This is a genomic window from Spirosoma soli, from assembly GCF_042684525.1.
Taxonomy (GTDB): domain Bacteria; phylum Bacteroidota; class Bacteroidia; order Cytophagales; family Spirosomataceae; genus Spirosoma; species Spirosoma soli.
Map to the genome: position 1 here is coordinate 42,571 of NZ_JBHULN010000004.1, position 12,623 is coordinate 55,193.

Annotated in this window: 12 protein-coding genes; 3 read left to right on the top strand and 9 right to left on the bottom strand. The window is 50.1% G+C overall.

The features are described 5' to 3' along the window. Positions 1–2 precede the first annotated feature (2 nt). From glgB to ACFSUS_RS08065, 8 genes are all read right to left on the bottom strand, one after another. On the bottom strand, positions 3–2,024 hold the full coding sequence (gene glgB, locus ACFSUS_RS08030; protein WP_381521370.1) for a 1,4-alpha-glucan branching protein GlgB: 2,022 nt from the start codon (positions 2,022–2,024) through the stop codon (positions 3–5). 60 nt (positions 2,025–2,084) lie between these two features. Next, positions 2,085–2,918 (bottom strand): SDR family NAD(P)-dependent oxidoreductase, encoded by an 834-nt coding sequence (locus ACFSUS_RS08035; protein WP_381521372.1) that lies wholly within the window; start codon positions 2,916–2,918, stop codon positions 2,085–2,087. 480 nt (positions 2,919–3,398) lie between these two features. Continuing rightward, on the bottom strand, positions 3,399–3,608 hold the full coding sequence (locus ACFSUS_RS08040; protein ID WP_381521374.1) for a hypothetical protein: 210 nt from the start codon (positions 3,606–3,608) through the stop codon (positions 3,399–3,401). Positions 3,609–3,730: 122 nt separating this feature from the next. Continuing rightward, positions 3,731–5,401, bottom strand: coding sequence for a putative maltokinase (locus ACFSUS_RS08045; protein WP_381521375.1), 1,671 nt, complete (start codon positions 5,399–5,401; stop codon positions 3,731–3,733). A 193-nt stretch (positions 5,402–5,594) separates the two neighbouring features. Next, on the bottom strand, positions 5,595–5,876 hold the full coding sequence (locus ACFSUS_RS08050) for a hypothetical protein (protein ID WP_381521376.1): 282 nt from the start codon (positions 5,874–5,876) through the stop codon (positions 5,595–5,597). Positions 5,877–5,892: 16 nt separating this feature from the next. Beyond that, positions 5,893–7,380, bottom strand: coding sequence for a S8 family serine peptidase (locus tag ACFSUS_RS08055; RefSeq protein ID WP_381521379.1), 1,488 nt, complete (start codon positions 7,378–7,380; stop codon positions 5,893–5,895). Positions 7,381–7,416: 36 nt separating this feature from the next. Beyond that, positions 7,417–7,863 (bottom strand): hypothetical protein, encoded by a 447-nt coding sequence (locus tag ACFSUS_RS08060; RefSeq protein ID WP_381521381.1) that lies wholly within the window; start codon positions 7,861–7,863, stop codon positions 7,417–7,419. 113 nt (positions 7,864–7,976) lie between these two features. Further along, complete coding sequence (locus ACFSUS_RS08065) at positions 7,977–8,390, bottom strand: hypothetical protein (RefSeq protein ID WP_381521383.1); 414 nt, start codon at positions 8,388–8,390, stop codon at positions 7,977–7,979. A gap of 203 nt (positions 8,391–8,593) precedes the next feature. On the opposite strand from ACFSUS_RS08065, the gene pgeF reads away from it, so the two are divergent. Together pgeF and ACFSUS_RS08075 are read left to right on the top strand one after the other, a co-directional pair. Continuing rightward, on the top strand, positions 8,594–9,364 hold the full coding sequence (gene pgeF / locus ACFSUS_RS08070; RefSeq protein ID WP_381521385.1) for a peptidoglycan editing factor PgeF: 771 nt from the start codon (positions 8,594–8,596) through the stop codon (positions 9,362–9,364). Between the two features lie 65 nt (positions 9,365–9,429). Next, on the top strand, positions 9,430–9,672 hold the full coding sequence (locus tag ACFSUS_RS08075; protein WP_381521387.1) for a GlsB/YeaQ/YmgE family stress response membrane protein: 243 nt from the start codon (positions 9,430–9,432) through the stop codon (positions 9,670–9,672). A gap of 77 nt (positions 9,673–9,749) precedes the next feature. On the opposite strand, the gene ACFSUS_RS08080 is transcribed toward ACFSUS_RS08075, so the two are convergent. Continuing rightward, positions 9,750–10,919, bottom strand: a complete 1,170-nt coding sequence (locus ACFSUS_RS08080; RefSeq protein WP_381521389.1) for an acyl-CoA dehydrogenase family protein — start codon at positions 10,917–10,919, stop codon at positions 9,750–9,752. A gap of 359 nt (positions 10,920–11,278) precedes the next feature. Between ACFSUS_RS08080 and ACFSUS_RS08085 the strand changes: the two genes are divergently transcribed. Next, the gene (locus ACFSUS_RS08085) at positions 11,279–12,613 is read left to right on the top strand and encodes a UDP-glucose dehydrogenase family protein (RefSeq protein ID WP_381521391.1); all 1,335 of its coding nucleotides are present in this window, start codon (positions 11,279–11,281) and stop codon (positions 12,611–12,613) included. Positions 12,614–12,623 lie beyond the last annotated feature (10 nt).

Consider the following 12,623-nt stretch of genomic DNA (forward strand, 5'->3'; position numbering starts at 1 on the left):
AATCAATAATTGCTCTTCTTTAAGACCACAGCGCCCAGTGGCGGTACGTTCAAACGAATTGACTGGGGGCGACCATGCCACTTTTCTTCCAGACTCTGCAGGGCGTTGGGATTGCTGATGCCGCCACCATAAAACTCTTTGGCGTCGCTATTAAAAATTTCCTGATATGAGCCCGCCGATGGGACTCCAACTCGGTAATCGGCCCGCGGAACGGGGGTCATGTTCAGCACGATAAGCAGCGTATCTTCGGGTCGGTTGCCTTTCCGAGCGTAAGTAACGATACTGTTTTCGCGGTCCATCGTGTCAATCCACTCAAAGCCGTCGGCCGTAAAATTGCGTTCGTACAAGGCTGGCTCGGTCCGGTACAGCGTGTTCAATGCTTTCACGCAGGCGGCCATGCCTTTGTGAGGGGCAAACTCCAACAGATGCCAGTCCAGACTAGCATCAAACTTCCATTCGGACGTCTGGCCAAATTCACCACCCATGAAAAGGAGTTTGGTACCCGAGTGGGTGAACATGTACGAAAACAGCAACCGCAGGTTGGCAAATCGTTGCCATTCATCACCGGGCATTTTGTTAATCAGTGAGTTTTTACCATAAACGACTTCATCGTGCGACAAGGGCAGCATGAAGTTTTCGGTAAAGGCATACACCGTACTAAAAGTTAGGTTATCCTGGTGGAACTTACGGAAGGCCGGATCGCGCTCGAAATAGCGAAGGGTGTCGTTCATCCAGCCCATCATCCACTTCATGCCAAAGCCGAGTCCGCCCGTGTATACCGGCCGCGATACGCCGGGGAAAGCCGTCGACTCTTCGGCAATGGTCTGTACGTCGGGATACTCCTTGTAAATGGCCTGGTTGAGCTCTTTAAAGAGTGAAATAGCCTCTAGGTTCTCGCGACCGCCAAAAATGTTAGGTTCCCACTCTCCGACGTTTCGGGAGTAATCCAGGTACAACATCGACGCCACGGCATCAACGCGCAGACCATCCACATGGCAGCGATCTAACCAGAATAAGGCATTGCTGAGCAAAAATGAGCGCACTTCGGGTCGGCTGTAGTTGAAAATATAGCTCTTCCAATCGGGATGGTAGCCCCTCCGCCGATCGGGGTGTTCGTACAGGTGCGAGCCGTCGAATTCATACAAGCCATGCGCATCGCCGGGGAAGTGCGAAGGCACCCAGTCCAGCAAAACCCCAATGCCCGCCTGGTGGAGCTTCTCGATTAGGCGCATGAAGTCCTGCGGGGTACCAAATCGGCTGCTTGGGGCGTAATATCCCGTAATCTGGTAGCCCCACGATGGCGCGTATGGATATTGCATGACCGGCATGAACTCGACGTGAGTAAAGCCCATGTCCTGCACATACGGAACCAGCGCGTCGGCAATTTCACCGTAGCTCAACTCGCGTTCGGGATTGCTCGGGTCGCGTCGCCAGGAGGACAAATGCACTTCGTAGACCGAAATCGGCGCATCAAGCGCGTTTTTGGTTCCTCGGCCGGTCATCCATTCCTGGTCCTGCCATTCGTAGTACGTATCCCAGACAATGGAAGCCGTTTGCGGGGGAATTTCCCACCAGTGGGCATAGGGGTCCCCCTTTTCCAGCTCACGACCGCTTTCGTGGACGATAAAATACTTGTAAGCTTCACCCCGGCCGGTATGCGGAATGAATATTTCCCAAATGCCCGATGAATCCCACCGGACGTTCATGGGGTGGCTGCCCTTGTTCCAGCCGTTGAAATTGCCGATTACGGACACGTAACGGGCCGACGGAGCCCACACGGCGAAGTAAGTGCCGATGACCCCGTTATGCTCAACGACGTGCGAACCAAACTTTTCGTAGAGTTTATAATGAGTGCCGCTCCGGAACAGATGAATATCAAAGTCGGTGAAGCGTGAATAGGTGCCTGACGGACCGGTCTGAGCTGGTTCATCGGTAACTGCTTGTGGTACGGTAGGTTGTACCAGCTGCTCGGTTTGAACCGATGCTGTGTTATTTGCTGACGTCGTCGTGTTGCGTTTTGCCATTGGTTAACGTATCGAGTTACGATGTTGAACGCGATCAAGGCCGGAAAGTTAGAAAAAAACTCACCCTTCGGTGCTAAACGTCGTCTCAATCCGTCTGTACATCATTTTTACATAGGCCGTTGGAAAGAGTCGTGTCAATCGATCAATCAACCGAGCATCGGCACCAATCAGGATGCGGGCCTTGTTTTGCCCAATGCCTTTCCAGATCTGGCGAGCCGCTTCGTCGGCCGTTGTTCGGGCTGCTTTTTCAAAGCTCATAGCGCTCTGGTTACGTATGGCTTCGGTGACTGCGCTGCCTTTGCCAACGCGAGCATTAACCGCAATGTTAGTTTTTATACCGCCGGGATGAACACAGGTTATGCCAATGGCAGTGTTTAGCAGTTCCATGCGTAATACATCGCTAAAGCCTCGAACGCCAAACTTAGCCGTACAATAGGCCGATTGATGAATGACGCCGGCCAGGCCAAATACGCTCGATAGATTAACGATATGGCCTTCGTTACGTTCGAGCATATAGGGTAGGAACGCCTTCGTCATCCGGACAACACCCCAAAGGTTGATGTTCATGAGCCACTCAAAGTCAGCTAAGTCAGTGGTTGCCAATGGGCCACTTCCCAAAGCCACCCCGGCGTTGTTGACAAGAATGAGCTTTCGGTTTGCTAACGTTGGCAGGGTGTGAGCCGCAAAGGCCGTAATAGCGGCTGCGTCGGCAACGTCTAAATGAGCGGTAGTGACCTTGCCCGACGACAAAGCTTTGGTTTCGGCCAGGCTTGCTTCATTGATGTCAGTCGCGAGGACAAAGGCCCCTTGCGCTGCCGCCTGAATGGTAAGCTGGCGGCCAATGCCGGAACCGGCACCTGTTATGATGACAGCCGCATTCTGAAAAAGAGTCATAAGGCAGGGAAAGGATAATTAGCGAATGACGTATCTACTTTTCGCCGGAAACGGTTCGTTTGAAAGACTCGTAGATTAACGAGAAATAGGGATTGTCATAACGTGAGACGAACTCGGCTGAGTATTGAACCCCAGCGGCATCATCAACTGCCAGCGGTACGTTGAGCTTAACGATACGCTGACCTTTAAGGCGATTGTACCAGCGGTCGAAAAGTTTTCGGGATGTAGATTACTACGCGCTCATGCGTTTCAAAGAAATCGGCCAAAATTCGGGCAATTGTAGTCGACAGTAGGGCATCGACCGGAGGCAGTTTGGGAGCGTACGGATTGTAAGCCAAAACAATGACTAGCTCAAAAATGAAATCCTCATAAGCAGGGTTGTCGACCAGTTCCGGGCTAGGCTTGAACTTAATTTAGTAAGTAGCTCCAAAGCGACTTTCGAAAATGTATGCATGTTGGAGATCACCAACGAAAGTAAAATTATAACTCGACGATTGGTGTTCCACGTTCCTGATTACGGCGTTTCAAATCTTCATAAGCGGCAATGATTAATGGATCAGTCTGAAACGAATCAATCATTTCCTGCTGCTCCTGCCGTTTCCGCTTCATCCACTCGCGGGCAAGTTCCAGCCGGCGCTGATGTCGGCGCTTTTCGGCTTCTTCCTCAGGCGTAAGTGCGTTGGTTATCATGACGTTTATTAATTTGTTCCTTAAAATTAACCATTTTTTCGGAAGGCGGTTCGGCCCGAAAAACCTGTGGCAAGCGCCCAAAGAAAGCCCTCTTACTTTGGGCGCTTGCCTACAAAACACGTTTATACACTTCTGGTCTGTAGCAATCCCGTTTGCAGCATCGGTACATCGGGTATGGTATTTCCATCGCTTAGCCGAATTTTTTCAATATCGCGGATTACATCAATGATTCCTTTAAGCGGGATCTTCACCCACGACGGCCGGTAGCTGATCTCGTAGCCCAGCTCATACACTGCTTTTTCGAGCAAATAAATCAACAGCAGAAAATTGACTTCGCTACTGTCCTTGAATAATGGATGAGGAGTGCCAAAAGTATCCATGTAGGCGTTCAGGAACGTGTCGCGGATGAGATAGAACCAACGGTCAGACACCCGCTGCAAGTGGTCTGGGTCGAGCCCTTCGGTTTCGGCTGAGTTGAACAGTTTGGCCGAAACCGCATAATGATACGACCGGATCATACCGGCTACGTCTTTCAACGGCGAGTGCTTGATTTTACGCTCGGTGATGCTGCTTTCGGGTTCTCCCTCAAAGTCAATAATAACGAAGTCGTTGTTCATGCCCTGCGATACGGCCAGCACTTGTCCTAAGTGGTAATCGCCGTGAATGCGGATGCGCAACGAATCGAAGGGGCGGGTGCGGAAATCAGCAATGAATGTATCGATCATTTCTTTAGCTTCCATGAACACCCATGCCAATCGCTGCGCCTGTATATCTAGCTTGGTATAATTATCAATCAGGAGTGCATATCGACGGTCGAGCAGGTCTTCAAAGCGTTTAATCAGAAACTCGCGGTACTCAGTCGTAAAGGATTCAGGAGCAAAGGCCGCGTCGGCATTGGGTTTATAGAGCGCACAGTGCATTTCGCCGGTCCGTTTGCCCAGCAACTCCACTCGGTCGAACACGTCTTCCCGAATCGCGAACAATCGCTGCGGCACGGCATAGAGGAAATCGTTGAGGTAATCGCCAGTCTGTGCCCACGAGTCTTTGTCATTGGGCACCATCCGCTGCACCATGCCTAGGGTTACGTCCGGGGTGTCGTCCCGTTTCCAGACAATACTACCCCCGAAGGCCGGAATGTTCGCGAAATTGCTTTCGTCCGTCAGAAACGCGACCATGTCTACCTCGGGGTTGGTTTCCCGGAATAGTTTGCGATACAGTTTCATGAAGTACTTATCGCCAAATGTCATGGCTGAATTACTCGAATCGACGGGCAGCACCTGAGAAGGTAACGCATCATCGCCCTCATCTAGCCCCTTACCCCGGTGAAAAGTCAGTTGCCCGTTGGGCTGCGGTACTGTCTGATTTTGATAGATGGCTGTGAATAAAGTTCGGCGAAATCGCTCGTCGTAAATAGCATCAATCAGAACGCCTGGCTGCTCCCCCAACGTAGCTTCACCAATACGGCCTTTATCTGGAATATCGGCAAGCCGGAAGGGGAGAGAATTAGCTGCATGATCGGTTATAAAGGATATGGGCAGCAGGTAATTCTCAGGAACACCATCGGCATAGGCTGCTTCCAGAATTAGCAGGTAAGCTACGTCGCCATCGGGCAATGAGATTGTATGAACTGTCCGGACTGCAAAGCCGGTTTGTTGCCGGGCTTTCCCTGCAAACCAGCGGCAGGTATTCACGTAAGGCGGTAACAGCCCTTGCGCCAATGTTGACCAGAAATTAGTGTCTGGAGCGGCATCGGCCCAGGTAAGGTTAGCGGTAATAGGAGATAAAGTTGCCATGAAAAGTAGTCGGCTGTGCACTAATTTACTGTAATTCAGCTACGCGCTGATTCCCTCCGTTGGTAGTTCAGAAGAGCTCCTATACATAACAAATGGTGGCCCTTGATGTTGGACGTAGCTTATGTGATGGGCTTATACAAGCAAAACGCCGGTTCCAATTATCTGGAACCGGCGTTTCTAAACGTGTGTATTATTAGGGCTTTGGCGGCTTTCGAACTTTCGGACGAGTAGTCGGAATGGCGTACTGGGTTTCCTTTTTAACCGTCCAATCGGGCAGTTTACGGGCTAGCTCATAGATAACTTCATCTTCGTTTACCTCTACTAATAGGGTCTTCCGACTGGCATCTACCAGATTCGCCTTTGATTTAATCAGCCGCATATCCTCGGCAGGCAGGGGCGGACTACCCTTAAAATTCAATATATACCGGTCTTGCGCCATAGCCTTGATTGTCATTTGGTTACGAATCGTTTGCATAGTTAGCCAACAATTCTCAGACAAACAACATTCCAGTACCCTCAAAGGTTGGCCCAAAGCCGAGGGTTTTAACCTTCGTTGCCAGAAAACGTACCATAGCTTCGGCACGGGCGGCATTGCGCGGCATACTTAGGATAGATTTTTCGACTGATAATAAACGAGCGGCAACACCCGTTGCCATTGGGCACGCCATTGAGGTACCACTTAGAGGAGCATACCCACCTGGCACCGACGACACAATGCCCACCCCCGGTGCAATAAAATCAACATCGGGGCCAATGTTTGAAAAAGCGGCAACGAAGTTTTTTTTGTCGGTGCCGTACGGAGCCGCTACGTTAGGAGCATCAGTGGTGTTGGCGGGAAAGGTACCCTTGCGCCCCATGGCGCCGACCGCTAAGGAGAGCGAGAACGAAGCCGGGAAACTGACGGGTTGCCGCCCATCGTTGCCGGTTGCTACAAAGCAGATGGTACCGTTGTCGTGGGCAAAGCTGATGGCGTCTTCGGTAGCATCGTCGGAAGGGCCACCACCCAAACTCATGTTAATGATGTCGCAACCGTCGGCTACCGCCTGTTCAATGGCTTTGATGATGGCGAAGTTTGAGGCCCCCGGATTGTTTTTGCCGAATACCCGATAGGCATACAGCTCAACCTCCGGGGCAGCTCCGCGAACGCCAGTTGGCGGAATGCCCCGGGCAGCTACAATACCTGATACGTGCGTACCGTGCTCGTCCACATCCGAAAAGTCGGTGGGATCATCGCCCGTTACGGTGCAGGCCCCTCCGGCGATGTTTAAATCGGGATGAGGACCGGCTCCGGTGTCAATTACAGCAACTTTGACGCCCCGCCCGGCGGGTTGGCCCTCAGCCGCTGCGGAATAAAAGAAATTTTTAGCGTCCTGATAATCGAGTTTAACGGGCTGTATGGTAAAAGTGTCGTTATCTTTTATGGTTAGCTTCTGCTTCCAGAAGCTCCAGTAGCCGACTTTTGGGTAGATGTACAACTGATCGATAGGGCGATTACCAATGCTTTTGAAGCGTACCACCCCTTGCGCATCAGACGTTGCCTGCTCACCTTCGCGTTCGTCAAAGTTGGTAAAAGCAACCACAACCGCTCCAACAACCGGTTTTCCTGATTTCGCTTCTTTCAGAACAATTTTAACCCCCGTGCGCACCTGTCCCTGCAATGGACCAGGCTTACGCTGAACCTCGCGCTGCCAGCGTTGCGGATAGTAAAATACCTCGGGGACAATGCGTAGCCCAGGCAATTGGGCACGCAGGTCGGCCAGTTCCGATTCGGGTAGTCGAACAAGTTTGGCACCCCGCTGGCCCGTTGAGTCGAGTACTACCGCCTGGTCCGTAAGGTTACCGTCCAGCACATCGTCCAGCTGGGTGTTCGGCTTGAGTCTGGCTAAGGTTTGCTGGGTATCTGACCCGGGCGCATTGTCCGGAAAACGAACCCCAAATTTAGGTAGCAGAATGTAATTGTGATACACAGGTTTGGACATGGTTGAGTAAGGAAATGGCGAACTAATGGACCTTAGTTACTTATTTAATACGATCAACGCAATTAAGGTATAAATCGGTATCAAAATTGAGCCGAGCAATCGAATTACGGCCTCGTCGAGACCGAAATGGGCAAATGGACCGCCCAGACTAACAACATAAATGACAAACGCGCCCGCCGATAAGCTGATTTGGCGCTGGTCTTTTACTTTGGTTACGTGCCGGAGATACAGCGGATTAACAATTGCCAGCGTAACGAAAACACCCCATAGCAATCCTACATACAAGCCTGGGCTGTCCTGTGGTAATACACTTCCTCGGAGTAAACCGTCGATGGTAATGTAGGCGCTGATGACCTCAACCGGAACCAATTTCAGAAACTGAGCCTGGTAACTATCCACTTTTTCGGGTAGTGCCGGTGCTTCTGAGTTTGGTTGAATAGTAGACCTGCGGACGTTCTGGCGCGTAATGATAGTACGTTCCATGCAATAATAGGGGAGTAGTTGATCGTCGAAACTAGCCGTTTTTCGGGTAATACGCCAATAAAAAAGCCGGACCGATTAATCGGTCCGGCGGGTAAACAAGTGGCTTCGTAGGGTTAGTTACTTGCAACAGTGTTCATAGCGATGGTTCGCTCCGGAAGAGCTGGCTGTTTGGTAGATAGAGTGATCGTTTGACGGGTTACTTCTACGCCGTTAGTAATTTCAACTTGGTATACCCCATCCTCCAGATCGTTTAGATTCAGTCGGGTCCGGCACATACGTTCGTTTTTCCCAAGGTGTTTGCTGTATAGTACAGTACCATTATTGCTTCTGAGTCGAATATCAACCGTGCCACCAGTTTGCTTGTCAAGGGCAATATTCAGTTTGCCGGTTCTGGTTGCGTAGATACCTGTTTTGTAGGTAGCTACAGCCTTCGAGCGACCGATGGGGTTTGCTTCGCTAAAAGAAGTAACAGATGTAACAAAGCCTAACGTTAAGGCGAAAAGTAGAGGTTTGATGAGCGTTTTCATGGCTGTCTTGTTTTTAGTTGTTTTTCTGTTGGAGTTGTGTCGTTTGTGAAACAAAGATATAGGCGTTAGTTAGTACTATGTAATACAAACTACCGGAGCGGTTTATAAACGGGATGAGTGGTTAGAAACTCATAGACCTGCTGAAATGGCTATTAGGACGAATTCAGTTTAAGCCGCAACTTTGTAAACTAATCCGTACACCCATGCCAACACATTCTGTAGATTTGAAGGCCCCTTACCGTATCCCCGCCTTGTTTTCTAGGTTCAGCAACCTCATCGTGGCTGAAAGCACACGACATGGAGGAGTGAGCCCAGCCCCGTTTGCCTCGCTTAATCTAGGCATTAACACTACAGATGATGCCGCTAACGTAGACGAAAATCGACGCCGGTTCTTCGAAGCAATTGGAGCTTCGGCCAGTCAATTTGCCTCGTCACATCAGGTTCATGGAACTGACATTCTATATACCACTGAACCTGGTCGTTTTGAGGGATATGACGCACTGATTACGGATAAACCGGGGCTCTTAATTGGTGTTACCGTCGCTGATTGTGTTCCCATTTTAATCTATGATAGTAAAAACCAAGTGGTGGCAGCGGTTCACGCCGGCTGGAGAGGCACGGTTGGGGGCATTGTGGCTAAAACGCTTGCCAGGATGCAGGAACAATTTGGAACAAGAGCCAAGTATTGCTACGCTTATATTGGAACATGTATTGACGAAGCATCATTTGAAGTGGGCTCGGAAGTGGCAGAGCAATTTGCGCCTGATTTTATTCGGGTCGACCCTTATACGCAAAAAACTTGCGCCAATTTAAAATCGGCTAACACCAGGATATTCATTGATTTTGGTGTCCCATCGGCGCAGATTGGGATATCGGCTTTCTCGACCGTATTGAATAACGATGATTACTTTTCCTACCGGGCCGAGGGGGGGAAAACCGGGCGTATGTTAGCCGTTGTTGGCATTAAAGGTTAAACAAAATACGAATGGGGGGCGTTATATATTCGTTTCAACATAATTTCACTCAACGTATAAAAGTCATGGGAATCTTAGTGTCAATCTTAGTAGGTGCTGTAGCCGGATGGCTGGCTGACCTTGTTTTCAAACGGTTTTCCTTTTCATTATTCGCCGAAATTCTGCTTGGTATTGCCGGTGGATTCGTTGGCGGATGGATTTTTGGCCGCGATGGCGGTGTGATTGATCAAATCTTGACCGCGTTCGTCGGTGCTGTTATCATTCTAGGCATTGCGGCCCTTATCAAAGGGTCGCGCCGGACGGTGTAACGCAATATAGCTCAAACAGGAACGGCCTCATTCTCGAAAGAGTGAGGCCGTTTCCGTTTGTTACTGCATGTCGTACGTTATTTAAGAATCTGCCGCGAAATCACCACTTTCTGGATTTCGCTGGTGCCTTCGCCGATGGTGCAAAGCTTAGCGTCCCGATAAAACTTTTCGACCGGATAATCTTTCGTATAGCCATAACCGCCAAAGATCTGCACAGCTTCATTGGCAACCCGAACCGCGGCTTCTGATGCGTACAGCTTGGCCATGGCCGACTCTTTGGTGACGGGCTTCCCGGCATCTTTTAAATCGGCGGCCTGGTACGTTAGTAACTTGGCCGCTTCGATATCTGTGGCCATGTCGGCTAGTTTGAAGCTGATGGCCTGAAACTTGGCAATCGATTGGCCGAACTGCTCCCGCTCCTGCGCATACCCCAGAGCAGCATCATACGCTCCGTAGGCAATGCCCAAACTTAGCGCAGCAATAGAAATACGACCCCCGTCGAGCACTTTCAGGGATTGTACGAATCCATCGCCGACCTCGCCAAGCCGCTGGGTATCGGGAATGCGGCAATCCTGAAAGAGCATCTCAGCCGTTTCCGAAGCCCGCATGCCGAGTTTGTCTTCTTTACGTCCACCTATAAAACCTTGCGTGCCTCGTTCAACCACAAAGGCGGTGGCATTTCGGGGTGTGTTGGGTTCGCCGGTACGAGCAATCACAACCGCTACATTGCCACTCTTACCATGCGTGATAAAGTTCTTGGCGCCGTTTAACACCCAGCTGTCGCCATCCCGAAGGGCGGTTGTGCGCATATTCCCGGCATCAGACCCGGTATTAGGTTCGGTAAGCCCCCAGGCGCCAATCCATTCGCCCGTGGCGAGCCGTGGAAGATACAGTTGCTTTTGGGTATCGTTTCCAAATAGCAGAATGTGGTTGGTGCATAGTGAGTTATGGGCAGCCATCGATAAGCCGATAGAACCATCTACTCGAGAGAGTTCAACGATAGCGGCAACGTATTCGCGGTAGCCTAGACCCGACCCGCCATATTCAACCGGTACGAGCATACCCATCAACCCCTGTTCGCCTAATTGGCGGAATAAATCGGCTGGGAAATACTGTTCGTCGTCCCATTGCCTAATATTAGGTCGAATGAATCGTTCGCTTATGTCCCGAACTGATTCAACGATCAGCTGCGATAGGGCTGAGCGATCGGACGGGTTTACTTGGTTTTCTACAATTTCACTGACCATAGATGCAGTTATTCCCTAAGTTGATTTGTTAATGAAGCTGATATAGTAACGGACAAGTACAATATCTTCTTATCTAACCACAACAAAGACAAAATGGATACCAACTTGTCTAAATAAAATACAGAAAAGAGCAGAAATAGGCTAATTGCGAGAAAATCAGTTGGTTGTCTTGTGGAATAAGTGTCACAAACACAATTAACGCCGTTGATTTCTAATTGATCCAAGGAATGTGACCGGTAAGTCAGTATCACTGTCCAAAACTGGTAGGGTATTAAAAAACTCCTATTTTTGCGTAAGTCGGATATGGAGTCGACACTTAAGTATTAATTACAAATAGAAACTTATAGAACGTTTAATCTATGAAATTAGCAGTTGTAGGAACCGGATACGTGGGTCTAGTCACAGGCACGTGCTTTGCTGAGACTGGCAACCAGGTTACGTGCGTTGACATTGACGAACGAAAAGTTGAAAAATTAAATAATGGTATCGTTCCCATTTATGAGCCGGGCCTTGAGACGCTGTTTCATCGGAACGTAGAAGAAGGTAGATTATCGTTTACGACAGATCTGGAAGAAGGCATTAAAGGGGCCGAGGTGATCTTCCTGGCGTTACCCACTCCTCCGGGCGAAGATGGTTCCGCCGATCTGAAATATATTCTGAAAGTGGCCAGCGATCTTGGCCCTATCCTCAATCAGTACGCCGTTATCGTCGACAAAAGTACAGTGCCCGTTGGAACCGCCGAGAAAGTACATGCCCACATTGCCGACAACGCGAAGGTTGATTTCGACGTTGTATCGAATCCGGAGTTCCTGCGCGAAGGCGTTGCCGTCGAAGACTTTATGAAACCCGACCGTGTCGTGATCGGCACAAAGTCCGACCGGGCTAAAGCGGTAATGAATCGGCTTTATGCACCGCTAGTTCGGCAGGGTAACCCCGTTATCTTCATGGACGAGCGCTCGGCTGAAATGACCAAATATGCCGCTAATGCTTTCCTGGCGACGAAGATTACATTCATGAACGAGATTGCTAACCTGTGCGAGCGGGCGGGTGCTAACGTAGACGATATTCGTCGGGGCATCGGTACAGATAGCCGTATTGGAAAGCGCTTCTTGTTCGCCGGTATTGGTTACGGCGGTAGCTGCTTCCCCAAAGACGTTCAGGCGCTGGCTAAAACTGCCGAAGATTTCGATTACGATTTCAAAGTATTGAAGTCGGTTATGGATGTCAACTACAAGCAGAAAACCAAACTGATGCCCCTCATTCGGGAGCACTTCGGAGGTGATCTGCGTGGCAAAACCATCGCTGTGTGGGGACTCGCCTTCAAACCGTACACCGATGACATTCGCGAAGCGCCCGCTTTGGATAACATCCGGGCTTTGCTTGAAGCCGGTGCAAAAGTGACCGTGTACGACCCTGAAGCGATGGAGAATGTACGGAACGTATTGGGCAATACGTCAATCGTGTATGCGCACACGCAATATGCCGCTTTAGACGATGCTGATGCCTTAGTTATCATCACCGAATGGCCGTTGTTCCGCACGCCTGATTTTGACAAGATGAACTTGCTCATGAAGAGTAAAACCATCTTCGACGGACGCAATGTCTATGAACTCGACCAGATGCGTGAACTGGGCTATACCTATTACAGCATTGGCCGTGAAGCCATCCTGGCCCCAGTTGAGCAGAAAGTGTAAAATTGGTTAA

What these genes read in the sequence shown, in the direction of transcription:
- glgB (WP_381521370.1), bottom strand. Translation starts at nt 2,024, where the DNA reads ATGGCAAAACGCAACACGACGACGTCAGCAAATAACACAGCATCGGTT.
- ACFSUS_RS08035 (WP_381521372.1), bottom strand. Translation starts at nt 2,918, where the DNA reads ATGACTCTTTTTCAGAATGCGGCTGTCATCATAACAGGTGCCGGTTCC.
- ACFSUS_RS08040 (WP_381521374.1), bottom strand. Translation starts at nt 3,608, where the DNA reads ATGATAACCAACGCACTTACGCCTGAGGAAGAAGCCGAAAAGCGCCGA.
- ACFSUS_RS08045 (WP_381521375.1), bottom strand. Translation starts at nt 5,401, where the DNA reads ATGGCAACTTTATCTCCTATTACCGCTAACCTTACCTGGGCCGATGCC.
- ACFSUS_RS08050 (WP_381521376.1), bottom strand. Translation starts at nt 5,876, where the DNA reads ATGCAAACGATTCGTAACCAAATGACAATCAAGGCTATGGCGCAAGAC.
- ACFSUS_RS08055 (WP_381521379.1), bottom strand. Translation starts at nt 7,380, where the DNA reads ATGTCCAAACCTGTGTATCACAATTACATTCTGCTACCTAAATTTGGG.
- ACFSUS_RS08060 (WP_381521381.1), bottom strand. Translation starts at nt 7,863, where the DNA reads ATGGAACGTACTATCATTACGCGCCAGAACGTCCGCAGGTCTACTATT.
- ACFSUS_RS08065 (WP_381521383.1), bottom strand. Translation starts at nt 8,390, where the DNA reads ATGAAAACGCTCATCAAACCTCTACTTTTCGCCTTAACGTTAGGCTTT.
- pgeF (WP_381521385.1), top strand. Translation starts at nt 8,594, where the DNA reads ATGCCAACACATTCTGTAGATTTGAAGGCCCCTTACCGTATCCCCGCC.
- ACFSUS_RS08075 (WP_381521387.1), top strand. Translation starts at nt 9,430, where the DNA reads ATGGGAATCTTAGTGTCAATCTTAGTAGGTGCTGTAGCCGGATGGCTG.
- ACFSUS_RS08080 (WP_381521389.1), bottom strand. Translation starts at nt 10,919, where the DNA reads ATGGTCAGTGAAATTGTAGAAAACCAAGTAAACCCGTCCGATCGCTCA.
- ACFSUS_RS08085 (WP_381521391.1), top strand. Translation starts at nt 11,279, where the DNA reads ATGAAATTAGCAGTTGTAGGAACCGGATACGTGGGTCTAGTCACAGGC.